Origin of the sequence: Micromonospora sp. WMMD730 (genome assembly GCF_049178955.1) — a bacterium.
In the GTDB taxonomy this organism is placed as follows: Bacteria; Actinomycetota; Actinomycetes; order Mycobacteriales; family Micromonosporaceae; genus Micromonospora; species Micromonospora wenchangensis.
The window spans coordinates 3,872,409-3,896,145 of sequence record NZ_JBMHML010000002.1; the positions used below are offsets into that span (position 1 = coordinate 3,872,409).

23 protein-coding genes and 1 pseudogene are annotated in these 23,737 nt (G+C 74.1%); 5 read left to right on the plus strand and 19 right to left on the minus strand.

The window, feature by feature from the left end:
* Positions 1 to 2 precede the first annotated feature (2 nt).
* On the plus strand, positions 3 to 824 hold the full coding sequence (locus tag ACN265_RS16915; protein WP_421408497.1) for a PaaX family transcriptional regulator C-terminal domain-containing protein: 822 nt from the start codon (positions 3 to 5) through the stop codon (positions 822 to 824).
* Here the strand turns inward: ACN265_RS16915 and ACN265_RS16920 are convergent.
* The 4 genes from ACN265_RS16920 to ACN265_RS16935 form a co-directional block, all read right to left on the minus strand.
* On the minus strand, positions 814 to 2,340 hold the full coding sequence (locus ACN265_RS16920) for an acyl-CoA synthetase (RefSeq protein WP_421408498.1): 1,527 nt from the start codon (positions 2,338 to 2,340) through the stop codon (positions 814 to 816). The genes ACN265_RS16915 and ACN265_RS16920 overlap by 11 nt on opposite strands.
* A 55-nt stretch (positions 2,341 to 2,395) precedes the next feature.
* A complete protein-coding gene (locus ACN265_RS16925; protein WP_302743232.1) occupies positions 2,396 to 2,848 on the minus strand; it encodes a MaoC family dehydratase in 453 nt (150 codons plus the stop codon).
* Positions 2,845 to 3,747, minus strand: coding sequence for an amidohydrolase family protein (locus ACN265_RS16930; protein WP_420118831.1), 903 nt, complete (start codon positions 3,745 to 3,747; stop codon positions 2,845 to 2,847). The genes ACN265_RS16925 and ACN265_RS16930 overlap by 4 nt, the downstream gene beginning before the upstream one ends.
* A gap of 79 nt (positions 3,748 to 3,826) precedes the next feature.
* Positions 3,827 to 4,753, minus strand: coding sequence for an SDR family oxidoreductase (locus ACN265_RS16935; protein WP_421408499.1), 927 nt, complete (start codon positions 4,751 to 4,753; stop codon positions 3,827 to 3,829).
* Between the two features lie 82 nt (positions 4,754 to 4,835).
* Here ACN265_RS16935 and ACN265_RS16940 point away from each other — a divergent pair, with 82 nt between their 5' ends.
* Complete coding sequence (locus tag ACN265_RS16940; protein ID WP_145920501.1) at positions 4,836 to 5,300, plus strand: MarR family winged helix-turn-helix transcriptional regulator; 465 nt, start codon at positions 4,836 to 4,838, stop codon at positions 5,298 to 5,300.
* Positions 5,301 to 5,307: 7 nt separating this feature from the next.
* Here the strand turns inward: ACN265_RS16940 and ACN265_RS16945 are convergent, their stop codons facing one another.
* From ACN265_RS16945 to ACN265_RS16960, 4 genes are read right to left on the minus strand one after another with little or no spacing between them, the layout of a single operon-like run.
* Positions 5,308 to 6,060 carry an IclR family transcriptional regulator gene (locus tag ACN265_RS16945; protein WP_421408500.1) on the minus strand — a complete coding sequence of 251 codons (753 nt, stop codon included), beginning with the start codon at positions 6,058 to 6,060 and terminating at the stop codon, positions 5,308 to 5,310.
* Positions 6,061 to 6,090: 30 nt separating this feature from the next.
* Positions 6,091 to 7,029 carry a PDR/VanB family oxidoreductase gene (locus tag ACN265_RS16950; RefSeq protein ID WP_421408501.1) on the minus strand — a complete coding sequence of 313 codons (939 nt, stop codon included), beginning with the start codon at positions 7,027 to 7,029 and terminating at the stop codon, positions 6,091 to 6,093.
* Positions 7,026 to 7,235 (minus strand): hypothetical protein, encoded by a 210-nt coding sequence (locus ACN265_RS16955; protein ID WP_204926591.1) that lies wholly within the window; start codon positions 7,233 to 7,235, stop codon positions 7,026 to 7,028. The genes ACN265_RS16950 and ACN265_RS16955 overlap by 4 nt, the downstream gene beginning before the upstream one ends.
* Entirely contained in the window at positions 7,232 to 8,275 is a 1,044-nt protein-coding gene (locus ACN265_RS16960; RefSeq protein WP_421408502.1) for a Rieske 2Fe-2S domain-containing protein, read from the minus strand. Before ACN265_RS16960 ends, ACN265_RS16955 begins: the two co-directional genes overlap by 4 nt.
* Positions 8,276 to 8,455: 180 nt before the next feature.
* Here ACN265_RS16960 and ACN265_RS16965 point away from each other — a divergent pair.
* A pseudogene (locus ACN265_RS16965) lies at positions 8,456 to 8,854 on the plus strand (class I SAM-dependent methyltransferase); the annotation flags it as partial.
* A gap of 422 nt (positions 8,855 to 9,276) precedes the next feature.
* Here ACN265_RS16965 and ACN265_RS16970 read toward each other — a convergent pair.
* The 5 genes from ACN265_RS16970 to ACN265_RS16990 form a co-directional block, all read right to left on the minus strand.
* Complete coding sequence (locus tag ACN265_RS16970; protein ID WP_421408503.1) at positions 9,277 to 10,242, minus strand: nitroreductase; 966 nt, start codon at positions 10,240 to 10,242, stop codon at positions 9,277 to 9,279.
* Entirely contained in the window at positions 10,242 to 11,330 is a 1,089-nt protein-coding gene (locus tag ACN265_RS16975) for a GNAT family N-acetyltransferase (protein ID WP_421408504.1), read from the minus strand. Before ACN265_RS16975 ends, ACN265_RS16970 begins: the two co-directional genes overlap by 1 nt.
* Positions 11,327 to 11,767, minus strand: a complete 441-nt coding sequence (locus tag ACN265_RS16980) for a DUF4188 domain-containing protein (RefSeq protein ID WP_088642613.1) — start codon at positions 11,765 to 11,767, stop codon at positions 11,327 to 11,329. The genes ACN265_RS16975 and ACN265_RS16980 overlap by 4 nt, the downstream gene beginning before the upstream one ends.
* Positions 11,768 to 11,769: 2 nt before the next feature.
* Positions 11,770 to 13,347, minus strand: coding sequence for a phenylacetate--CoA ligase family protein (locus ACN265_RS16985; RefSeq protein ID WP_421408505.1), 1,578 nt, complete (start codon positions 13,345 to 13,347; stop codon positions 11,770 to 11,772).
* Positions 13,348 to 13,480: 133 nt separating this feature from the next.
* Positions 13,481 to 14,863 carry an FAD-dependent monooxygenase gene (locus ACN265_RS16990; RefSeq protein WP_421411517.1) on the minus strand — a complete coding sequence of 461 codons (1,383 nt, stop codon included), beginning with the start codon at positions 14,861 to 14,863 and terminating at the stop codon, positions 13,481 to 13,483.
* Positions 14,864 to 15,477: 614 nt separating this feature from the next.
* On the opposite strand from ACN265_RS16990, the gene ACN265_RS16995 reads away from it, so the two are divergent.
* Together ACN265_RS16995 and ACN265_RS17000 are read left to right on the plus strand one after the other, a co-directional pair.
* Positions 15,478 to 16,983, plus strand: coding sequence for an endo-1,4-beta-xylanase (locus tag ACN265_RS16995; protein ID WP_421408506.1), 1,506 nt, complete (start codon positions 15,478 to 15,480; stop codon positions 16,981 to 16,983).
* Positions 16,984 to 17,244: 261 nt separating this feature from the next.
* A complete protein-coding gene (locus ACN265_RS17000; protein ID WP_204926598.1) occupies positions 17,245 to 17,685 on the plus strand; it encodes a hypothetical protein in 441 nt (146 codons plus the stop codon).
* 33 nt (positions 17,686 to 17,718) lie between these two features.
* Here ACN265_RS17000 and ACN265_RS17005 read toward each other — a convergent pair whose 3' ends face one another.
* Genes ACN265_RS17005 through ACN265_RS17030 form a run of 6 tightly spaced genes read right to left on the minus strand, consistent with a single transcriptional unit; the run spans position 17,719 to position 23,718 of the window.
* On the minus strand, positions 17,719 to 19,353 hold the full coding sequence (locus ACN265_RS17005) for an FAD-dependent oxidoreductase (RefSeq protein WP_421408507.1): 1,635 nt from the start codon (positions 19,351 to 19,353) through the stop codon (positions 17,719 to 17,721).
* Entirely contained in the window at positions 19,353 to 20,060 is a 708-nt protein-coding gene (locus ACN265_RS17010; protein WP_377683796.1) for a GntR family transcriptional regulator, read from the minus strand. Before ACN265_RS17010 ends, ACN265_RS17005 begins: the two co-directional genes overlap by 1 nt.
* A complete protein-coding gene (locus tag ACN265_RS17015; RefSeq protein ID WP_357931096.1) occupies positions 20,060 to 20,743 on the minus strand; it encodes an N-acetylmannosamine-6-phosphate 2-epimerase in 684 nt (227 codons plus the stop codon). Before ACN265_RS17015 ends, ACN265_RS17010 begins: the two co-directional genes overlap by 1 nt.
* Positions 20,740 to 21,702: an N-acetylglucosamine kinase gene (locus ACN265_RS17020; RefSeq protein WP_421408508.1), complete on the minus strand. Its 963-nt coding sequence runs from the start codon at positions 21,700 to 21,702 to the stop codon at positions 20,740 to 20,742. The genes ACN265_RS17015 and ACN265_RS17020 overlap by 4 nt, the downstream gene beginning before the upstream one ends.
* A complete protein-coding gene (locus ACN265_RS17025; protein WP_421408509.1) occupies positions 21,699 to 22,721 on the minus strand; it encodes an ABC transporter ATP-binding protein in 1,023 nt (340 codons plus the stop codon). Before ACN265_RS17025 ends, ACN265_RS17020 begins: the two co-directional genes overlap by 4 nt.
* On the minus strand, positions 22,696 to 23,718 hold the full coding sequence (locus tag ACN265_RS17030; RefSeq protein ID WP_421408510.1) for an ABC transporter ATP-binding protein: 1,023 nt from the start codon (positions 23,716 to 23,718) through the stop codon (positions 22,696 to 22,698). The genes ACN265_RS17025 and ACN265_RS17030 overlap by 26 nt, the downstream gene beginning before the upstream one ends.
* Positions 23,719 to 23,737 lie beyond the last annotated feature (19 nt).

Consider the following 23,737-nt stretch of genomic DNA (forward strand, 5'->3'; position numbering starts at 1 on the left):
CTGTGGCTAGGCGACAGCCCAAGCAGCTGGTGCTCGCCTTCTTCGGCGAACACGTCGTCGACGGCGACACCGGGCCGATCCGGGCCAGTGTCCTGATCACCGTGCTGGAGGGGGCGGGGGTCGCCGCGCCGGCGACCCGGGCCACCCTCGACCGGCTGGTGCGCAGCGGCGTCCTCGCCCGGGGGCGCAGTGGTCGGGAGACGCTGTTCTCGCTGACCGAGCACGGGGCGGCGGTGCTGCGCGAGGCGACGTACCGGGTGCGCGGGCCGCGGCCGTTCGACCCGCAGGGCAGCGGTTGGACGCTCGTCACCTTCTCGATCCCGGAGGAGCAGCGGACGCTACGGCACCGGCTGCGCTCCACGCTCACCTGGGAGGGTTTCGCGCCGATCCGCGACGGGCTGTGGCTGGCCCCGGGCGAGGTCGACCTTGCCGGGTCGTTGGAGCCGCTGCGCCGGGATCTCGCCCCGCACCCCGTGGTCGCCTTCCACGCCCGCGAACTCGCCGGCTTCCCGATCGGCGACAGCGTCCGCGCCGCCTGGGACATCGAGGCGATCCGGCGCGAGCACCTGGCGTTCATCGACAGGTGGGCCGACCCGGCCGCGACCACGGCGACGGCGGGCGCGTTGACCCTGCGCACGATGCTGGTGGCGGACTGGCTGGCGCTGCTGCGGGCCGACCCGAGACTGCCTGCCGAGTTCATGGACGCGCAGTGGCCGGCCGCCCGGTCGGCGCAGACCTACCGCCTGGCGCACCGGGCGCTGGCCGAGGCGTCCGCGGCGGAGTTCGCCGCCCTGGTCACCCACCGGCCCACGGTCAGCCGGTGAACCGCGCCCGCAGCTCGGCCTTCCTGACCTTCCCCGACGCGGTCCGCGGCAACTCGTCCACGACGACCACGTTCTTCGGCAGCTTGTAGCGGGCGACCCTGCCGTCGAGGTGGGCCCGGACGGTGCCGGTGTCCACCGAGGCCCCCGCCCGGACGGTCAGCACCGCCCACGGCACCTCCCCCCAGCGGTCGTCCGGCACCCCGATCACGGCCGCCGACACCACCCCGTCGATCTCGCCGAGCAGCAGTTCGAGTTCCGCCGGGTAGATGTTCTCGCCACCCGAGATGATCATGTCTTTGAGCCGGCCGGAGACGTAGAGGTAGCCGTCGTCGTCGAGGTGGCCCAGGTCGCCGGAGCGGAACCAGCCGTCGGCGGTGAACGCCTCGGCGGTCGCCTCCGGCAGGCCGTGGTAGCCGGGGAAGACGTTGGGCCCGGCCACCTCGATCTGACCCACCGCACCGGCGGGCAGCACGGCCCCGCCCGGGTCGGTGATCCGGACGTCGGTGAAGAAGTGCGGCAGGCCGACGCTGCCCTGCTTGGCCCGGGTCACCGCCGGCGGCAGCGCGGTCGCACCCGGCGACGCCTCGGTCATCCCGTACCCCTGGGAGAACGACAGGCCGCGCGCCTCGTACGCGTCGAGGATGCGGGTCGGCACGGCGGACCCGCCGCAGGTCAGTTTCGTCAGCGTGGACAGGTCGGTCGAGGCCCAGTCGGGGTGGTCGGCCAGCAGCTGGTAGGTGGTCGGCACCCCGCTGAGCATGGTGACCCGGTGCCTGGCGATCTGCGCGAGCGCCCGCCCCGGTTCGAAACCCCGCTCGATGACCATCGTGGCCCCCTTGAGGATGACGGGCAGCGCGCCCATCCCCAGCGAGGCGACGTGGAACAGCGGCGAGATCATCAGCGCCACGTCGGTGGAGACCACGTCGTAGTCGACCACGCAGTTGAGCGCCACCCAGGTCAGGTTGCCGTGGGTGAGCACCGCGCCCTTGGCCCGGCCCGTGGTGCCCGAGGTGTAGACGATCGCCGCCGGGTCGGTGGGGCCGGGGTCGGCGTGCCCGGCCCGTGCCGGGTCGGCGTCGCGGGTCAGCGTCGCCAGGCCCGGCCGGTCCGGGGTGCCCCCGCCGGTGACCAGCACCCGTGGGGGCCGGGCGGTCGGCAGCGCGGCGGCCACCGGCACCGCGAACTCCGGGTCGTGGATCAGCACCCGGGCCGCGCAGTCGGTCAGCACGTGGCCGATCTCGGGGGGTGCGAGCCGGGTGTTGACCGGCACGAACACGGCACCGAGCCGCACCGTCCCGAACATCACCTGGAGGAACTCCGGGCTGTTCTCGCCCAGGTAGGCGACGGTGTCGCCGGTGCCGACGCCGTGCTCCCGCAGCACCGCCGCGACCCGGTCCACGGCGTCGGCGAACTGCGCGTAGGTGACGGTCGCGCCCGCGCCGTGCACGAGGGCGATCCGGTCCGGGGACCTGAGCCGACGCCGGGCCACCCAGGCGCCGATTCCGTGCTGGTGCATCAGCAGTCTCCTGGTGGTGGAGGGGGGATGATGACCTGGCCGGACGCCCGGGGTCTCAGGCGTGGAAGCGGTACAACCCCCGGGCGACCACCGCCGGCTTGGTGCCGCCCTCGATCTCGATGGTCTGGTCGACGGTGAGCTGGTAGCCGCCCCGCACCTCGGCCACCTCGACGACGGTGGCCCGCATCCGCACCCGCGCGCCGACCACGACCGGGGCGGGGAAGCGCACCCGGTCGAGGCCGTAGTTCACCTTGGTGGACACCCCCTTGACCTCCAACAGCTCGGTCCAGAACGGCACCGCCAGCGACAGGGTGAGGAAGCCGTGGGCGATCGGCGCGCCGAACGGGCCGGCCGCCGCCCGCTGCGGGTCCACGTGGATCCACTGGTGGTCGTCGGTGGCGTCGGCGAACAGGTTCACCTGGTCCTGGGTGACCGTCCGGTAGCCGGTGTGCCCCAGGTCCGTGCCGGCGAGGTCGGCGAGCTGGTCGTAGGTGATGGTCGTCGTCATGGCGACTCCTCTCGTACGGGCGGGGCGAGACCCAGCAGCCGGGCCGCGTTGTCCTTGAGGATGCCCGGGAGCACGTCGGGCTTGAGGTCGGTGGCCGCCACGTCCCGCAGCCACCGGTCGGGGGTCAGCAGCGGGTAGTCGGTGCCGAACAGCACCCGGTGCCTCAGCACCGAGTTGGCGTGGCGCACCAGCGCGGCCGGGAAGTACTTCGGGCTCCAGCCGGACAGGTCGATCCAGGTGTTGGGTTTGTGGGTGGCCACCGACAGCGCCTCGTCCTGCCAGGGCACCGACGGGTGGGCCATGACGATCTGCAGGTCGGGGAAGTCGGCGGCGACCGGATCGAGCAGCATCGGGTTGGACAGCCCGAGCCGCAGGCCGTACCCGCCGGGCAGGCCCGCACCGATGCCGGTCTGTCCGGTGTGGAAGATCGCCGGGAGGCCGGCCCGCTCGATCAGGGCCCACAGCGGGGCGTACGCCTCGTGGCCGGGGTCGAAGCCCTGCACGGTGGGGTGGAACTTGAACCCGCGTACCCCCTCCTGCTCGATCAGCCGGGCAGCGAGGTCGAGGGCCGCCGCGCCGGTGCGCGGGTCGACCGACCCGAAGGGGATGAGCACGTCGGCGTGCTCGGCGGCGGCGCGGGCGATCTCGGCGCTGGACAGCGGCGGGTGCCGCAGTTGGGTGCCCGCGTCGACGGTGAAGACGACGGCGGCCATCTGCCGCTCGCGGTAGTACCGGGCCACCGCGTCGACGGCGGGGCGGGGCCCGTCGGTGCGGAAGTACTTCGACACGGCGGCCACCAGCGGTTCGGGCAGCGAGGCGTGGCCGTGGTCGTCGACCTCGATGTGCACGTGCATGTCGATCGCGGTGACGGCGTCGAGGTCGATCGCGGGTCGGTACACGGGCGGCAGCCTCCGTCGGGCGGGTCCGGTCCGGCGGGGCGGGCGGACGGTCTCGTCGGTCCAGTGACGGTCGGCCGGGTCAGGGGCTCGCCGGCTGGAACTGGGCGGGCAGTTCGGGGAACCGTTCGCCGACGCTCTGCGCGGCCCCGTCGAACGTCGTCGGCCAGGCCTCCACCAGCGCGTCGTAGGTCCAGCCGCCCTCGCGGTAGGCGGTCAGGGCCGCCTCCGGGTGGGTCCAGATCTGCAGGCGGTCGCCGCCGACGCCGATCACCTGCCCGGTGACCTTGGCCGCCGCGTCGGAGGCGAGGAAGGCGATCAGGCCGGCCACGTCGTCGACGGTGCCGAAGCCGAGGTCGTGCCGGAAGAACGCGGGCATCGGCTCACCGTCGGCCTCGGCGCGGACGGCGGCGGCGAAGTAGGGGACGGTGGCGGTCATCGCGGTCGCGGCGACCGGGACGACGGTGTTGGCGGTGATGCCGGCCCGCTTCAGCTCCAGCGCCCAGGTGCGGACCATGCCGACGATGCCCGCCTTGGCCGCCGCGTAGTTGGTCTGGCCGAAGGTGCCCCGCTGCCCGGTGGGCGAGCCGATGCAGATGATCCGGCCGCCCTCGCCGGCCTGCCGCATGTGCCGCACCGCCTCGCGCACGGTGGTGAAGGTGCCGCGCAGGTGCACGGTGACGACGGTGTCGAAGTCGTCGTCGCTCATCTTCCACAGCACGGTGTCGCGCAGGACTCCGGCGTTGGTGACCAGGGCGTCGAGCCGGCCGAACGTGGCGAGGGCGGTGTCGACCAGTTCCTGGGCGGTCTTGGTCGGGCCCACCGGCGCGGTCACCCCGACGGCCCGCCCGCCGGACGCCTCGATCGTGGCCACCGCCTCGGCCGTGACGTCGGCGTCGATGTCGTTGACCACGACGTGGGCGCCCCGCCGCGCCAACTCCTGGGCGTAGGCCAGGCCGAGGCCGCGCCCGGAGCCGGTGACGATGGCGACTTTGCCGTCCAGTGACATGGGCACTCCCTTCCGTCGATGCGATCTGAGCACGGACCGTTGAGAATGTCAATTATTCAGGAAGCTTGCTACCATCGTCGCCATGCCCGCCGAACGGACCCGGTCGACCGGCAGCGACCGGCTGCGGGACAGCGCGCTCGCCGGTGACCTGAGCTTCCTGCTGGCCCGCGCCAACGCGCTCGCCCTCGCCGCGGCGAACGCCGCCCTGGCCACCCACGGCCTGAAGGCCCGCTCCTACTCGGTGCTCGCGCTGGCCGCCGACGACGTCCGCCCGACCCAGCGCGAACTCGCCGAGTTCCTGCGGCTCGACCCGAGCCAGGTCGTCGCCCTCGTCGACGGGCTGGAACAGCGGCACCTCGTCGAGCGGCACGCCGACCCCGCCGACCGGCGGGCCAACGTCCTCGTCGCCACCGACGCCGGCCGGGACCTGTTCGCCCGCGCCCGCGACGCCGTCCGCGCCGTGGGGATCGACTCGCTGTCCGTCGTGCCGGCGCAGGACCAGGCCCGGCTGGCCCGGCTGCTGCGGCTGCTGGCCTTCCCCGACTGATCCCCCCTCACCGGGGCGTGCCGCCCAGGGCCCGGGACAGCACCCGACCCGCCGCCTGCACCAGCGGGGCCAGCGCCACCGGGTCCGCCCGGTCGTGGGCGACCACCAGCGACAGCGCCGCCACCACCCCCTCCGGGGCCCGGATCGGCGCGGCCACCGACAGGGCGTCCATGGTGACCTGCCGGTCGCTGACCGCGTACCCGACCCGGCGCACCTCGGCCAGCTGACGGCGCAACCGCCCCGGATCGGTGACGGTCAACCCGGTGTACCGCTCCAGCGGCGCGGCCAGCACCCGTTCCTGCACCTCGGCCGGAGCGTGGGCGAGCAGCACCAGCCCGACCCCGGTCGCGTGCAGCGCGAACCGGCCGCCCACCCGGGTACGCACCGGCACCGCCTGCCGGCCGGCGATCCGCTCGATGAAGACCAGTTCGAGCCCCTGCCGGACGGCGAGCTGGACGTTCTCGTGCGTCACCTCGTACAGGTCCTCCATCACCGGCAGGGCCACCTCGCGCAACCCCAGGCCCCGGGGCGCGAGCGAGCCCACCTCCCACAGCCGCAGGCCGATCCGGTACCGCCCGTCCCCGCCGCGCTCCAACGCACCCCAGGCCAGCAGTTCCGCCACCCGACGGTGCACGGTGGACAGCGGCAGCCCGGCCCGGCGGGCCAGCTCACTGAGCGTCAGGGCCGGGCTGGCCGGGCTGAACGCGTCGAGCAGCGCCAGCACCCGGCTGGTCACCGTCCAACCCGGCTGCCCGCGCATCCCACCATCCTCCCCGCCCGCGCCGGCCGGTCACAGCTCCAGGACGAGCCGGGGGGTACGGGCCCGCGAGACACAGATCAGCATGGTGTCCCCGGCGGCGCGGTCCTTCGCGGACAGCAGGCTGTCGCGGTGCTCCGGCACCCCGGCCAGCACCGGGGTCTCGCAGGTGCCGCAGGTGCCCTCCCGGCAGGACGACAGGACCGGGACCCCGGCCTCCTCCACCGCCCGCAGGATCGGCACCCCCGGCGGCACGGTCACCGTCCGCCCGGACAGCGCGAGTTCCACCTCGATCGCCGTGTCCGGCCCGGCGGTGTCCTCCCGGGGCGCGAACCGCTCGATGTGCAGCCCGCCGGGCGGCCAGTCCCGGCAGTGTTCCTCCACCGCCCGCACCAGCGACTCCGGGCCGCAGCAGTAGACCAGGCCGTCGCCGGGCCCGGCCAGCAGCCCGGCCAGGTCGAGCAGCCCCGTCTCGTCCTGCGGGTACAGGCCGACCCGGTCGCCGTACCGGTCGCGCAGCCCGGTGGCGTACGCCATCGCGGCGCGGGTGCGTCCGCCGTACGCCAGGTGCCAGTCCGCGCCCGCGGCGTCGGCGGCGGCGACCATCGCCACGATCGGGGTGATCCCGATGCCACCGGCGACGAAGCGGTACCGCCGGGCGGCGACCAGCGGGAACGTGTTGCGGGGGCCGTGCACCCGGACGGTGCCGCCGACGGTGAGCCGCTCGTGCGCCGCCCGGGAGCCGCCGCGCCCCGCCGCCTCCCGCTGCACCGCGATCCGCAGGACGGACCGGTCGGCGGGGTCACCACAGAGGGAGTACTGCCGCAGCAGACCGGGGCCCAGCTCCAGGTCGACGTGCGCGCCCGGCGCCCACCCGGGCAGCGCCGCGCCGTCGGGGCGGGCCAGGCCGAACTCGACGACCCCGGCGGCCACCTGCCGGCGGGCGACCACGACGAGGTCCGTTCCGGTCACGCCGGCACCGCCTGCCGGCCGGTCGGGTCGGCCGCCGGCACGCTCGGGACGTGGTGGCCGCGCGGATGGTCGAGCAGCCACTGCCACAACGCGACCGGCTCCTCGGCGAGCCGCTGCGCGCCGCAGTGACAGATGCCGCGCAGGGTGTCGGTACCCGGCACCCAGTGGACCCGGTAGACCCGGCCGCCGTCGACCGCGGGGGTCACCGGGGCGCTCCCACCGTCCCCGACCCGACGAGCCGGGCCAGCAGCCGCCGGGCGGCCAGCCCACCGGTGTCGATGTTGATGCTCAGCTCCTGGTACCGCTCCGGTTCGGCGGCGATCACCCGCTCCAGGATGTTGAGCGCCGCGACGTCCTGCATCACCACGGTGTGGTTGCTCTGGTGCAGGTACTCGCTGACCGACTCGTCGTCGACCGCGAAGTCCCGGGCCACCGCCCAGAAGTCGTACGTGCTGTGCGCGGTCGACGGGGTGATCGCGTAGACGATCTCGGCGTGGAAGGCGGCGCTGTCCTCGCCCTCGGCGGGTGGATGGACGCCCTGCGGGGCGATCCGGCTGTGCAGCAGGTAGAGGCAGGGCGGGTGGTACTCGATGTCCTGCCAGCGGGTGATCCGGCCCTGGATGCCGGTCGAGCGGGCGTAGAACGGCGGGCACTCGGCGTCGTCCATGTGCCGGCTGACGTGCACCACGCCCCGGTCCTCGTCCACCTCGGTGGTGATCGGGGTGTTCGCCACCTCGGGGGTGCCGATGTAGCCGCCGTGCAGGTAGGTCTCGTGGGACAGGTCCATCAGGTTGTCCACCAGCAGGCCGTAGCGGGCGTCCAGCGGGGCCATGCCACGGACCACCGCGTACCGGGGGTCGGCCAGCCACGGCGCGCGGGGAATCGTGGCCGGGTCGGCCCGGTCCCGGTCACCGATCCACACCCAGACGAAGGAGTCCTGCTCCACCACCGGGTACGCCGCGACCCGTGCGGTACGCGGAATCCGCTGCTGCCCCGGGACGAAGACGCAGGTGCCGGTGGGGTCGTAGGTGAAGCCGTGGTAGCCGCAGACGACGGTGTCGCCGTCGAGGCGGCTCTGCGACAGCGGGTAACGCCGGTGCACGCACCGGTCGGCGAGCGCCACCGCCTCCCCCGCGCCGGTGCGGTACAGCACCAGCGGCTCGCCGAGCACGGTGCGGGCGAGCAGGTCCCGGCCGACCTCGACGCCGTGGGCCGCCACGTACCACTGGTCCCGGGCGAACTCCATCCGCACGACCTCCTCGCGGGCCGACCATCGACGGAGACGAATCATCGCGTCCGGGGCCGCCGCCCGGGACCATGCCTTCCGTTGAGTGGAAGACGGGGTGGCGGCACCGCCGGCCGGGAACGCGTCGGGTGCCGTCCGAGCGGGGCACCGCGGCCGCGGACCGTGCGGCACGATGGTCGGGTGGACACGCAGGGCTACTCCTTCGACAACGCCAGCGCCCAGGCCACCGCCCACCACGACGCGCTGGCGGACCTGTTGGACGAACCGACCCGGGCCGCCCTCACCGAACTCGGCGAGCTGACCGGCCGGCGCTGCCTGGAGGTGGCCGCCGGGGCCGGCAGCATCGCCCACTGGCTGGCCGACCGGGCCGCCGAGGTGGTCGCCACGGACATCGCCCCGCAGCACATCCCGGCCCGGCCCGGCCTCGTCGTGCGCCGCGAGGACATCGTCACCGACCAACCGCCTGGCACCTTCGACCTGGTGCACGCCCGGCTGGTCCTGGGCCACCTGCCCCGCCGGGAGGAGGCCCTGCGGCGGATGGTCGCCGCGCTGCGGCCCGGTGGTGCGCTGCTCATCGGCGAGTTCGCCCACCCGCCCGCCGACTTCGTCGCCGACGCGCCCGACGCGGCAACCGCCGACCTGCTGATCCGTTACCTGGCCGCCCACGTGGCGACGCTGACCGCCCGGGGCCTGGACACGGGGTGGGCGCAGCGGGCCCCCGCCGTCTTCGCCGACGCGGGGCTGACCGACGTGCGGTCGCACACCACGGCACACCGGTGGCGGGGCGGCGGCCCGGGCTGCCGCCTGCTGCGGGCCGGCATTCCCCAGCTACGGGCCGCACTGCTGGCCCACGGGGCGACCGACGCCGACCTCACCGCGACGATGGCCGCCCTCGACGACCCCCGGGTGGTCGTCAACGGCTTCCCCTTCGTGCAGATCAGCGGTCGCGCCCGCACCGTCCGGCCTGACCCCGTCGTTGCGCCGCCGCCGACCCGGGCCGGTCAGGCCCGGACCCGGCGGGCCGAGCGGGGGGCGGGGCGGGTGGGCCGGCCCACCCGGGTGACGTGCAGCAGGCGCTGCGGCGCGACGTCGAGCAGCGCACCGAGCGCCGTCCGGGTGGTGGGGACGTCGATGAGCTGACTCAGCGGGTGGGCGGCCAGGCCCGCCGTGTGCAGGGTCAGCCAGGCCCGCAGCAGCACCCGTCCGAACGCGACCTGGCCGGGGTGGTCGAGGTGGTCGGGGGCGATCAGGACCAGCACGGTGCCGCCCTGGGCGAGGGGGTCGCCAGCGGCGGCGGCGAGCAGTCGCGGCAGGCCCAGCGGGCGCAGCACCGGATACCCGGCCAGCGCCGTGCGCAGGCCGACGGCGGCGGGGCGCGACAGGGCGAGGCACCTGTCGGTCAGTCCGTCGGCGTGGTAGCCCGGATGTGCCGGGTCCAACCGCAGCCAGTGCCGCAGTTCCGCGACGACCGCCGGGTCGGCGTACTGCCGGCGGTCGGCGGTGCGTAGCAGCGTGCCGAGCCGGCCGGCGTCCGGCACGGCCCGTACGCTGCCGCCGGCCGGGCGGGCGACCGCGTCCAGCGCGGCGCGGGTGTCGGCGTCCACCGTCCCGGCGAGGGTGCCCCGGTGGGTCCGGCGTTCCCACACGTCGGTGGTGCAAAACGGCGTCGGGTAGCGGTCCGGGGCGGGCCGCAGCAACCCCACCCACCTGTGATGTTCGTCGTGGTCGGCGACGTACTCCAGCCGCAGCCCGGCGTCGGCCGCGACGATCAGGCACGTTTCGACGAACGCGCCGAGGGACAGCCGCAGGTCCCGGCCGGTGGGGTCGCCGACGGGCAGGGTGTGGGCGGGGTCCCAGCCGATCCGGATCGCGTCGGGCTCGTAGCGCAGCCGCCACGGTTGGGTGTTGTGCGCGCTCGGGGCCCGCCAGCACCACGGTTCGAGGGCGCGGAACGCGTCGTGGTCCACTAGCGCTCCTTCGCGTAGAAGGTGTACCCGTGCAGCGGGCGACCGCCCAGGCGGCGGTACTGGGCGGCCGAGGCGACGTTGTCCCGCTCGACGTAGGTGCTGCGCAGTGTGGTGTAACCGCCGGTGTACAGGTTGCGGTGCAGGTGGGTGGAGAGCAGCCGCTGGTAGCCGCGCCCCTGGTACTGCGGGAGCACCCCCTTGACGATCAGCACCGCCTCCCGACGGTAGCGGCGGCGGGCGGCCAGCAACCGGGCCTGGTTGAGCAGGTGCAGGTCGCCCCGGACGGCGATCAGGAACTCGCTGATGTCGGGTACGCAGAGCACGAACGCGACCGGCTCGCCGTCACGGGTCAGGTAGAGCAGCAACGACTCGTCCAGCAGGTACGCCAGCCCGTCGGTCTGCCGCCGTAGCTGCGCGGCGGAGATCGGCGTGTAGTAGCCGAGCTGGGCGAAGGAGGCGTTGAGCATCCCGCGCAGCAGGTCGAGCTGGTCGTCGAGGTGGCGTACGTCGCCCCGGTGCAGCGCGATGCGGGCGCCGTCCGGGTCGACGTGCACCGGCGGGAGGGGCTCCGGTGGGGCGGGCACGGGGCAGATCCAGGTGTCGGCCTCGAACCGGCGGACGAACCCGTACGCCTCGTAGGCGGTCGGGTACCACGGCGGGTTCCAGGCGCTGTCGACGAAGCCCCGCTCGGCGTACCCGGAGGTGATCACGCCACCGGCCTGGTTGGGTAGCAGCGCCACCGGGCCGAACAGCAGGTCCCGGTCGGTGCCGGCGTGCGCGGCGATCGCGTCGAACAGCGGCTGCGCCGCCGGCTCGGTGAACTCGGTGAGCCCGAAGAGCTGGCAGCGGCGGCCGAGCTTGGCGTCGAAGTCCGCGTCGGTGTGCAGGGTGGTGCGGCCGATGACCGTGCCGGCGGCGTCGCGCAGCAGGTACAGCGGTACGCCGTCGCGCCACCAGCGGCGGATCTGCTGGCGGGGGGTGGGCACGTGGCGGGGTTCGCCGGCGTAGAGCCGGTCACCGAAGGCGAGGAACTGCCGCAGGCCGCGCCGGTCGGTGACCCGGGTGAACCGGTGCCGGGCGGGGCTCACCGGCGTACCGCCGGCCCGGTCGTCTCCGCGCCCAGCGGGGTGAAGGTGTCGATGTGCCCCATCTCCGGGCCCTCGGCCCGCCAGGTGCCGTTGGAGTAGCCGTCGGGGCTTGCGGTGTAGAGCCGGATGAAGCCGGCGGTGGCGTTGCGGGTGCCGTCGGTCAGCCAGACCATCAGCCGGCGGTGGTGCCGGGTGCGGGCGAAGCGCAGCATCGCGTCCCGGTCGGTGAAGAACGCGATGGTGCCCAGCGTCAGCGGGAACTGCCAGTAGACGGTGTGCCAGCAGTAGCCGTTCATCCGGCGCATGTCGCGCAGCATCCGGAACCAGGACGGGGCGAGCCGCAGCAGCACCAGCGGGTTGGTGTAGCGGGTGCCGCCGATGAACATGGCGCCGGCGCGGGCCTGCGCGGGGGCACGGGAGAAGTCACGGGTACGCATGGTCACCTCACCAGGTAGCTGTTCTTGATCTTCTGTTGCCCGGCGAACGGGCCGGTGCCGGGGGCGTGCAGTTCGACCCGCAGGTCACCGGCGGTGGTGTCCTCCACCAGGGACTGGGCGAAGTCGCGGGAGACCGAGGTCAGGTGGCGGCGGACGCCGAGGCGGCACGCGTCGGCGAGCGCGGTGCGTTGCGGGGCGGCCAGCGGGCGGCGCAGTTCGAGGTGGATCACCGGCCGGCTCTCCAGCGTCGCGTCCTCGACCAGGGCCAGGCAGAACCGGCTGATCTCGGCGGCGTACGGGTTGCCGACGTAGAGGCCGTACTCGACGTCCTGCGGGTAGAGGTTCGCGCCGAGGTAGGAGATGGTGGAGTCGCTGCGGCCGAAGAGCAGCAGCAGCGGCAGCGTCATCCGCTCGGCCGCGAGTGCGGGGCGCAGTTCGGCCCGGCGTACCGGGTCGGCGCAGACCAGCTCGACGGCCCGCTGGTACGACACGAGCTGCGCCTCGTCCCCGACGTTGTACCGCAGCCGGGGCTGGAGCACGTCCCCGGTGACCGTGCAGAGCAGTTCGCGTCGCTCGTTGGTCTCCAGGTAGGTGGCGAACGGGTTGTACTGGAACACCATCGGCAGCCGTTGCTCGTCCGCGCCGAGCAGGGCGTCGCGCAGCCCCCGGTCGGTCTGCAGGCGGCGGCGCAGCCACACCGTGAACCGGGTCTCCGCGCCGATGCCGATGCTCAGGTCCGACGCCCCGTACGCCGACCGGACGCGGGTGAAGCGTTGCTCCAGGTAGTCGCGTAGCGCCTCGGTCATCGCCTCCCCGCCGCAGCTGGCCGCGACGCGGTACCGCGACCAGGGGAAGCCCTCGGCGTCGAGCCGGTCGCGCAGGTGCTTGAGGAACGGCGGGTAGGCGGTCACCAGGTAGTCGAAGTCGGGGCCGAACTCCCGCAGGGTGTCGATGATCTTCCCGAGGTCGGGGCCGGTGTTCTTCACCACCGCGATCCGGGCCATCGCCGCGCCGGTGGTCGTCCCGGTCGCCCAGGCCCCCATCGAGTAGGCGTTGATGACGAACGGTCGGCGCATCGGGAAGACCAGTCCGGTGTAGCCGGCGATGTCCCGGTGCACGGCGTGCAGTTCGCGTTCGCCGCGCGGCCAGTTGAACGGCTGCCCGGCCGAGCCGGCGGACTCGTCGACGATGACCCCCCGGGTGGGCAGCCGGCCGTGCCGGCACCGGGCGGCGGCGTCGTGAGCCAGCACGTAGCTGCGCTTGTCGGTCTCGGGAAAGTCGGTGAGCCGGCGGCGCACGCCCGCCGGGCGGGCCCGTAGAAAGGCGCGGTAGGCGGGGACCTGCCGGGCGGCCCGCGCGCACACCGCGCGGGCGTGCGCGGCGGCCAGCACGTCCAGTGCCGGGTGGTGCCGCCGGGCCGTCCAGCGCCAGCCGGCGGGGTGCCGGGCGGCGAGCCGGCCCAGCGCGGCCACCGCGCGGCCGAGGGCCCCCAGGCCGACCTGCCGGCCGTGCGCCACCAGGGCCGGCAACGGCGATTCGACGGTACGCAGGGCGACGGGTCGGTGCGGTAGCTCGGCCATGCCGACCACTCTGTCCGGGCCGGCGCGCCGGGTCCTGAGGCCGGATGCGGTGGGTACCTGAGTATTCCTACTCGGTCGGCCGCCCCAGGGTGGGTGTGCCGGGGTGTTCCGGGCACGCCCACCCCGGCCGGGGTCAGCCGGTGGGCCGGCCGAACCAGCGGGTCAGCTGGCCGTCCAGGTCGCTCTGGTCGTCGCCGAGCCAGGCGACGTGACCGTCGGGGCGCAGCAGGACGCACGGGGCGTCCAGGTCCGCCGTGGGGTCGGTGAGGTGGTCGACGCGGTCGGTCCAGCCGGCGACGCCGAGCCGGCCGGTGCGGTCCAGCAGCAGGCCCCGGCCGTGGCGCAGCCGGTCGTAGAGGCGACCCTGACGCAGGTCGAGGTCACGCAGCCGCCGGCCGAGCAGGTCGGGTCCCGGGCCGAGGTCGTAGCGGACGCCGATCGCGGTGATCTTCTCGGTCAGGTGGCGGTTCACCGCGTCGAAGGCCACCAGTTCGGTGAGCAGCCGACGTACGGCCTGCGCGCCCGGTCCGTCGGAGAGCAGTTCCGTCTGGGCGCGGGTGTTGTCCAGCACGTCGGCGGCGACCGGACGGCGTTCGTCCTGGTAGGTGTCCAGCAGGGTGGCCGGCGCCCAGCCCCGGACCTGGGCGGCCAGTTTCCAGCCGAGGTTGACCGCGTCCTGCACGCCGAGGTTGAGGCCCTGCCCGCCGATGGGCGGATGGATGTGCGCCGCGTCGCCGGCCAGCAGCACCCGCCCCACCCGGTACGCGTCGGCCAGCCGGGTGGCGTCGCCGAAGCGGGACAGCCAACGTGGGGAGTGCACCCCGAAGTCGGTGCCGGCGACGGCGCGTAACCGCTGCCGGACGTCGTCGATGGTGGGCGGTGCGGCACGGTCGGTGACCCCGGCGGCGGGGACGACGACGCGGCAGGCGCCGTCGCCGAAGGGGGTCAGGCTGAAGCGTCTGTCGACCTGCCCGAGCCCGGCCAGGGTGGCCGCGATCTCCTCGGGCGACCTGCCGACCGCCATCTCGCCCATCAGTGTCTCGGTCCGCGCGGGTTCGCCGGGGAAGGCGACGCCGAGCAGCTTGCGCACGGTGCTGCGGCCGCCGTCGCAGCCGACGAGGTAGCGGGCCCGTAGCCGGTGCCCGTCGGCCAGCGTGACGCCCACCCCCGCGTCGTCCTGGTCGAGGCCCACCACCGGCGTGCCGTGGCGGATCTGCGCCCCGATGCCGGTCGCGTGCTCTTCGAGCAGCCGCACGACGACCGGATGCGGAATGCCCAGCAGGTAGGGGTGGGCGGTGTCCAGTCCGGGGGGCGGGGGCGCGGCGATGGCGGCGAAGAAGCCGGCGGCGGGTCGTCGCCGGCCGTGTTCGTGCAGACGGTCGAGCAGTCCGCGCATCGCCATCAGTTCGATGCTGCGGACGTGCAGGCCGACGATGCGCACCATCGAGGTGGGTTCGGTCTCCCGTTCCAGGACGAGGACCCGCACGTCGTGCAGGCGTAGTTCGGCGGCGAGCATCGCGCCGGTCGGGCCGCAGCCGACGATGATCACGTCGGTGTCGTGGGGTGGCCGGCCGGCAGGGGCCGGGGGCGGGAAACCTGGAGCGGGTTCGACCGCAGCGGTGGGCGGGGTGGGGGCGAGCGGCGACTGGTGCACGGGAAGCGCCTTTCGGGAGTGCCTGGTGGGCGGGCGCTCCCGGGCGACGGTTACGTCGGTCGCCCGACCGCGACGGGCAGGGGGAGCACCCACGTGGGTACGGCGTTCATGGGTCTCACCTCCTCGGGCTGCGTCACGGGCAGCGGCAACCTATCCACCGGCCGGCGGCCTGTCCAGCGCCTTTTCCGGCCGTCCGGCCCCGAATTTCGAATGTTTCGGCGTCCGCCCGCCGGAGGGCGACGGCAACCGTGTGTCATCCGGCCGACCACTCCGCGTCCCGGCGCGTCCACCTGCGCGAATCTGACTTCCGCCAGCTCAGCCCACCCGGCGAGGTTTCCGGAACATTTCCGAAAGTTGTTGACAGTGCGGTCGACCGCTATCGATACTGACCCTTCGATGGGCATACACATGCATCAATTATTGACGTCATGTAGCGAGGAGGGTCCGTGGGCAGCAGCCTGAGGCGACGCAGGATAGTGAGCAGAACGGCCTTGCCGGCAGCGGTGTTGTTGCTGGTCGGCGGCGCGGTGGCGGTCCAGTCCGGTACCCCGGCCGTCGCCGCCGAGACCACGCTGCGGGCCGCGGCGGCCAAGGCCGGGCTGTTCTTCGGCACCGCGTCCTCACCGAACCGGCTCTACCCGATCCTCGGTCAGGAATTCGGCCAGCTGACCCCCGAGAACGACATGAAGCCCGACCGGATCGCCACGTCGAGCGGTGGGCTGCAGAACACCAGCGGCGCGGACCAGCTGGTCAACCACGCGCAGAGCAACGGCATGCTGGTCCGGGGACACACCCTGGTGTGGCACTCGCAGGCCGGCGCGCTGCAGGGGGCCAGCCAGGGCACGCTGAACACCTTCATCGGCAACGCCATCAACCGCTGGGGCAGCAAGATCGCCTACTGGGACGTGGTCAACGAGGCGCTGGAGGACAACAACACCGGCCGCCGCCGCAACCAGTGGCCGCACACCATGAACCGGGACGCCAACGGCGACGGCGACTTCTTCGACGCCGGGGACACCGACGTCATCCGGGACTCGTTCATCCGGGCCAAGCAGGTCGTGCAGGCCGGTGGCTACACCACCAAGCTCTGCATCAACGACTACGACGTCGAGGGGCTGACCGTCAAGGGCGGTGGCCCGAACCGCAAGGCCAACGCGCTGTACGACATCGTGCGGACCTACCGCCAGTACATCGACTGCGTCGGGTTCCAGTCGCACTTCAACGACAACCCGAACAGCATCATCAGCAACGACCTGCAGGCCAACATCCAGCGCTTCGCCGACCTCGGCGTCGAGGTGCACCTGTCCGAGGTCGACATCGACGACGACCTGAGCAACAACGACATCGGCGCCGGCCAGGCGGACAACTACCGCAAGGTCGTCCGGGCCTGCCTGAACGTCGCGAAGTGCACGGGCATCACCGTCTGGGGCATCTCCGACAGCGAGTCGTGGCGCTCCTCCGAGCGGGGCCTGCTGTTCACCGGCGGCAACGGCAACTACCAGAAGAAGGCCGCGTACTACGCCGTCCTCGACGAGCTGAACAAGGGCCGGACCACCACCCCGCCGACCACCACCCCGCCGCCGACCACACCTCCGCCCACCACCCCGCCGCCGACGACTCCCCCGCCCACCACGCCGCCGCCGACCACCCCGCCGCCGACGACTCCCCCGCCGACCACGCCGCCGCCGACGGGCGGCTGCACGGCCACGGTGTCGTTGAACTCCTGGACCGGCGGCTTCGTCGCCACCGTCCGGGTCACCGCCGGCAGCGCGCCGATCCAGGGCTGGAACGTCCAGCTCACCCTGCCGTCGGGTGCCGCGATCACCAACGTGTGGAGCGCCGAGCGCACCGGCACCAGCGGCAGCGTCCAGTTCGGCAACGTCAACTACAACGGCTCGGTCGCCGCCGGCCAGTCCACCGAGTTCGGGTTCCAGGGCACCGGGTCCGCCACCGGCCTGACCCCGGTCTGCACCGCCTCCTGAGCAACGCCTGTCCCGGGCGGGCGCGGACCGTCCGCCCGGGACAGGCGCAGGGGGCCGGCACCGAGTCCTGACGGCGCGAGGACGACGCGGCGGTCACCCGCCGCGTCGTCCTCGCGCCGGTCGCGTACGTCGTGCCGGGCGGCCCGGGTCGTCGGCCGCCACCGGGGCGGGCAGCGGTGCGCCGTCCGGGGCTCCCGCCATGGCGGCCCGGTGACCAGCCGGCCGGTCCGGTCACCCGGGGCGGCAGGCTAGGTTGCACGGATGAGTCTCCTCGATGACGTCGCGCAGCGCGACGGCTGGCGATGCTGGGTGTGCGACGAGCCGGTCGACGCCGACATGTCGGTGAACCACGCGCGTGGCCCCAGTGTCGACAGCCGCACCGCCGACCGGAAGGCCAAGGTCGTGGAGCGGCTCGCGCACCGCTCCTGCAACAGCCGCAAGGGGGCGGTCAAGGTCGTCGTCGCCTGGCCGGATCACCTGCACGTGGTGGAGCCCGCGCCGCTGATCACCGTCGCCGAGCGGCTCTCCCGCAAGGCAGGCCGTGAGGTGGTCGCCCGCTGTCCGCGCCGCAGGGACGCCCAGGAGGCGGCGGACTGGCTGGTCGACCGGTTCTCCCGGCTGGTGCCCGGACTGCCGGTGACCGCGAGCGTCGAGGAGGGCGGTGGGCAGTACCTCGTCGCCCTGACCAGCGGTCGTCGCTGACGGCGGAGGCTCGCCACTTCCCCGGACGTCGGGTCAGCTCGGCAGGGCGTCGCCTCCCACCGCTCCCCCGGCCGCCGCCATGGTCGCCGGCCAGCGCAGGTCGACCCCCCGCCGGGCCAACTCGGACTGGAAGTCCTCCAGCAGTTTCGGGCTGGCCCGGACCCCGTGCGGCGACGTCTGCCGGTCCAGACAGTAGGCGGCCAGCGCGCCCGCGGCCTCCCCGATCGACCACTCGGCCGGGTGCACCCGGTAGCAGCCGTTGGTGATGTGGGTGGTGCCCACGGCCTTGCCGGCGGCGATCACGTTGGTGACCCGCTCGGGCAGCAACGCCCCGAGCGGGATCTCGAACGGGTGCGCCGCCACGTCGAGATAGCCGTCGCCGCCGGTCGTCGGGTGCAGGTCGATCCGGTAGTGACCGGTGCCGACCGTGTCGGGATAGTGGACCGCACCGGCGGCCCCGCGCACCGCGACCGACAGGTCCTGCTCGGTCGGCGTGGTCACCGCCACCAGCCGGCGGGCCTCCCTGATGTACGGCGCCTGCGCGAAGCCGTCGGCGGTGCCGGTCACGTCGGGGCGCAACCGCAGGCCGGGGAAACCGGTGCCACCGTCCGGGCGGGGCGCCTCGGTCTGCAACCAGTACAGGAACGCGTGACCGGCCTCCCTGGCCCGCCGGACGTGCCGCCCGGCGTCCGGCACGTCGAACAGCGGCCCGTCCAGATAGTCGTTCATCGGCCAGTTGACCAGCGTCACGTCGCTCGAGAACAGGCCGGGCCGGAACGCCTGCCGGTCGAGGATCCGCCGGTACGTCCACAACTCGGGCGCGACCAGGCCCTCCTCCATCGACGTCGCCGTCGAGCGGGGGTTGGGGGTGAACCGCCCGGTGACCGGGCGACCGGTGCGCGGATCGGGATAGTTCCAGCTGAACAGGGGGCCCGGCCAGCCGGGTGCGGTCCGGGTGCGCCAGTGGTCGTAGTCGGCCGGCCGGTCCACCGTGTGGTCGCCGTCGACGTGTTCGAGGGCGAAGCAGACGGTGGCCGCCTGCATGTTCAGCGGCGCGGGCCGGTCCGGGGCGCTCGGTTCGCCGGTCTGCGCCTGCGACTCGGTGCCGGTGCGGTGTTCGATGCCGGCCAGGGCCAGCAGCTCACCGGTCTCGCTCGCCTCCAGCACGAGGCTGGCCCCGAGGTGGCACAGCGTTCCGTCGGCGAGCCGGACGGTCAGGGCGGTCACCTCGTCCCCGTCGGTGTGCGCCCGTTGCACCTGCGCCCGGGTGTGCACGGTGAGCCGTCCCGCCGCCCGCCAGGGGGCGATCATGGCCTGGAGTACGGCCAGCGCCACCCGGGGCTCGTGACACAGCGGACTGACCCAGCCGTTGCCCGGGTTGAGTGGACGGTCGGACCCGTCGGCGGCCAGCGGATACCAGCGCCGGTAGTGGTCGCGTACCTCCTGCCGGAACCGGCGGTAGCTGGCCGTCGAGCCGTGCGTCTCGATCCAGGGGTGCTCGTCCGGCGGCACCGCCTGCGAGGTGAGCTGTCCCCCGATCCACCCGTACGGCTCGACGACGACGGCCCGGGCGCCGCCCTCGCAGGCGGCCAGCGCGGCGGCCATCCCGCCCACGCCCCCGCCGACCACCAGGACGTCGGTGTGCTGCTCCGTCGGGGTGGTACGCATCAGTCCGCCTCGCCTCGTCGTGCGGTCAGGGAGAAGTGGTAACGGTCGCCCCGGTAGAGCGACACCGCGCGTTCGACGGCCCGACCGCGTCCGTCGTAGCCGATCCGGCGGACCTCCAGCAGCGCCGCCGAGGGCGGGATCTCCAGCAGGTCGCACTGCCGGCGGGTGGGCACGACTGCGGCGATCATCTGCTGGGCCACCGTGACCTGGACGTGGTAGCGGTCCTTCATGATCCCGTAGAGCCCGTTGTCGAGGTTCTCCACGAGCAGCCCGGGGAACAGGTCGGCCGGCAGGTGCACCTCTTCGAGGCACATCGGTGCGCCGTCGGCGAGCCGGAGCCGCTCCACCCGGTAGAGCAGCGACCCCTCGGGCAGTCCGAGGTCCGAGGCGTCCGCGTCGCGGGCGACCATCGCGTCCGCGACGATCAGCTTGCTGCTCGGCTGCAGGCCCCGGGCCAGCATGTCCTCGGTGAACCCGCTGAGGCTGGTGCCCTTGGCGATCCGGGTGTCGGAGACGAAGGTGCCCTGCCCCCGGATGGTGTAGACCAGGCCGGCGTCGAGCAGTTCGCGCAGCGCCTGGCGCAGCGTCGTCCGGCTCACGCCGAGTTCCTCGGCGAGGTCCCGTTCGCGGGGCAGGGCCGAGTGCGCCGGCAGGCCCGCGACACGGTGCCGGAGTTCGGTGCGGATCTGGCTCAGTTTGGTGGTCATCACGAGTCCAACCGGGGATGCGGGCAGGCCTGCGCGAACCTGCGCGTGGTGTTGACCGGGTCCGAGATGGCGGTGCCGACGACGACTGCCCATGCGCCCTCGTCGAACGCCGCCGCGACCTGGGTACGGGTACGGTATCGCCCCTCGGCGATGACCGGAACCGGACAATGTCGACTGAGCTTCCCCACCAGGGCGATGTCCGGTCCGTCGGGGACGGGGCCGGTGACGTATCCGGACAGCGTGGTGCCGACCAGGTCCGCGCCGGCGTCCACGGCCGCCATGGCCGCGTCCACGCTGTCCACGTCGGCCATGAAGAGCGCCCCGCCGGCATGGGTCGCCGCGACGAGGTCGGACAGCTTCTCCCCGCCGGGCCGGGGACGGCCGGTGGCGTCGGCCGCGACGATCTGCGCCCCGGCACCGGTCAGCGCGGCCACGTCGGCCTCGGTCGGGGTGATGTAGACCGGGCTGCCGGGGGTGTGCCGCTTGACCAGTCCGACCACCGGCACCCCGAGGCCGACCATGCCCCGCACGTGGTCCACGCCCTGCCCCCGCAGGCCGGCGGCGCCGCCGAGCACGGCCGCGGCCGCCATCGCCATCATGTGTCCGGTGTCCCGGAACGGGCTGCGACCCTGGGCCTGGCAGGACACGACCAGGCGTCCACGGATGGCTTCGGCCACGTTCATCGGTGTTCTGCCTTTGCGTCGAAGTCGGTCTGGACGGTGAGTGCGGCGAACGGGCCGGGCGGTGCGTCGGCCAGGGCCAGCGCACCGGCCAGCGGGTCCCCGGCGGCCGGCACCGGCTGCGCCGCGGGCGCCGCGGCGCGCAGCGCGGCGGTGAACGACGGCCAGAGCAGGTCGGTGGCCCGGAAGACCCCGCCGGTGCCGGCGACCGGCACCGGGGCCGCGCCGAGGCCGGCCCGGAACAGCGCCCCGGCCACCGATTCGGCGAGCAGTTCGCCGGCCCGACGCCAGATCCGTGCGGCCTCGTCGTCGCCGGCGCGGGCCAGGTCGGCGACCGTGGCGGCGAAGCCCGCGATCCGGTCCGGGGTCGGTGGGTCGGCCCGCCAGCGGGCCGGCAGCGTCTCGACCGGCCCCCAGGCGGCGGTCACCGCGTCGGCCAGTCGGCCGGGCGCGGCCCGGTCCCGGTCGCGCAGGGCGTGCCGGATCGCGGTCCGGCCGATCCAGTGTCCCGAGCCCCGGTCGCCGAGGTCGGCACCCCAGCCGTCGGAGCGGGCGGTCCGGCCGCCGGCGTCGGCGGCGAGGACCACCGCGCCGGTGCCGGCGGTGACGACCGCGCCGGGGACCGGGCCGAGCGCACCGAGGTACGCGGTCACGCTGTCGTCGGCGAGCCGCAGCCGGCCGGCCCGACCGAGGGTGCGCAGCCCGGCCCGCAGGGCGTCGGTTGCCGGTGGTTGGCCGTTGAGCCCGGTCATGCCGACGCCGACCAGAACCCTCGGCTCCGGGCCGAGCGGGCCCAGGCCGGCAAGCGCGCCGGCCACCGCCTCGGCGATCCGGGTGCCGGCGTCACCGGCCCAGAAGCCCGGGGTCTCGGCGTGCCCGGTCGAGCGGCCGTGCCGGGCCACCGCGCGGCAGCCGCCCTGGCCCAGGTCGACCCCGACGCGGACGGGGTCGGTGCCGCTCACCGGGTCACCGCCGTGGTCGACGGCGCGGCGTCGGCGAGGCTGGATTCGGCGTAGTGGCAGGCGACCTCGCGTCCGGCGACCGTGCGCAGTTCGGGTTCGACCTCGGCGCAGCGCGGCTGGGCGAGGCGGCACCGGGTCCGGAAGCGGCAGCCGGACGGCGGCGAGGCCGGGGACGGCACCTCGCCGGTGAGCAGGATGCGTTCGGCCGGCGGCGTCGCCCAGGGACGGGGCACCGGGGCCGCCGAGATCAGCGCCCGGGTGTACGGGTGGGCCGGGGTGTCGTACACCGTCGCCGCCGGCCCGGTCTCCACGATCCGGCCCAGGTACATCACCGCGAGGTCGTCGCTGATGTGCCGGACCACCGACAGGTCGTGCGCGATGAACAGGTAGCCCAGCCCCAGGTCGGCCCGCAGGTCGGCGAGGAGGTTGAGGGTCTGCGCCTGGACCGACACGTCCAGCGCGCTGACCGGTTCGTCGCAGACCAGGATCCGGGGCGACATGGCCAGGGCGCGGGCGATGCCGACCCGCTGGCGTTGGCCGCCGGACAACTGGTGCGGATACCGGTCGGCGAGTTCGGCGGCGAGACCGACCCGGGCCAGCAGGTCGGCGGTGCGGGCCGGCCACTGGTCGCGGGGGACGGAGCCGCGATGCACCCGCCATCCCTCGGTGACGATGAAGGACACCTTCTTGCGCGGGTTCAACGACGAGTACGGGTCCTGGTAGACCATCTGGATCTCGGCGGTCAGCCGGCGTCGGCGGGCCGCGTCGGCGGTGTCGATCCGTTCGCCGGCGTACCAGATCTCGCCGCCGGTCGGTCGGCGCAGGCCGACGATGGTCCGGGCCAGGGTGGACTTGCCGCAGCCGGACTCGCCGACCAGGCCCAGGGTGCGGCCGGTGGTGACGGTCAGGCTGAGCCGTTCCACCGCGTGCACGGCCGCGCCCCGGTGCAGCAGGCCGCCGTGGGTCGGGTAGCTGACCCGCAACTGCCGGACCTCAAGCCGCGTCGGCGACGTCGACACCGGCCATCACCTCCTCGGCGTAGTGGCAGGCCGCCTCGTGGCCGGCGGCGACGGTGCGCAGGGTGGGCCGGTCGGTGCGGCAGGCGCTGCGGGCGACCGGGCACCGGAGGTGGAACGGGCAGCCGGTGGGCGTCGCCAGTGGCGACGGCGGCATCCCCTCGATCGGGGTCAGCCGCTCGCCGGGGCGGTCGGGGGCGGGGACGGAGGCCATCAGCCCCCGGGTGTACGGGTGGGCCGGGGCGTCGTACACGGTGCGCAGCGGCCCCGACTCGACGACCGTGCCGGCGTACATGACGGCGACCCGGTCGGCCACGTCGGCGACCACCCCGAGGTCGTGGGTGATGAGGATCATCGACATCCCGTCGGCCTCGCGCAGTTCCCGCAGCAGGTCCATGATCTGCGCCTGCACGGTCACGTCCAGCGCGGTGGTCGGCTCGTCGGCGATGAGCAGCCGGGGCCCCAGGGCGAGGGCCATCGCGATCACCACCCGCTGGCGCATCCCGCCGGAGAACTGGTGGGGGTAGTCGTGGGCCCGGCGGACGGCGTTCGGGATGCCGACCCGTTCCAGGCCGGCGACGGCGCGCCGCCAGGCCTCCCGGCGTGAGGTGCGCTGCCGGACCCGGAACAGTTCGGCGATCTGCTGGCCGACCCGGACCACCGGGTTGAGCGCGGTCAACGAGTCCTGGAAGACCATCGCCATCTCGGTGGCGGACAACTCGCGGGTACGCCGTACCGGCAGCGCGGAGATCTCCTCGCCGTCGTAGCGGATGGTGCCGCGTTCGATCGTGGCGCTGTGCCGGGGCAGCAGCGCCATCACCGCGCGGACGGTGACCGACTTACCGGACCCGGACTCCCCCAGGATCGCCAGTGTCTCGCCCCTGCCGACGGAGAACGAGACACCGTTGAGCGCCCGGTAGGCGCCGAGCGGGCCGTCGAACGAGACGACGAGATCGTCGACCGTCAACAGGGGGCGGGACGTGTGCGGTGGTGCGACCATCGGGTCCTCCGGGTCCGGT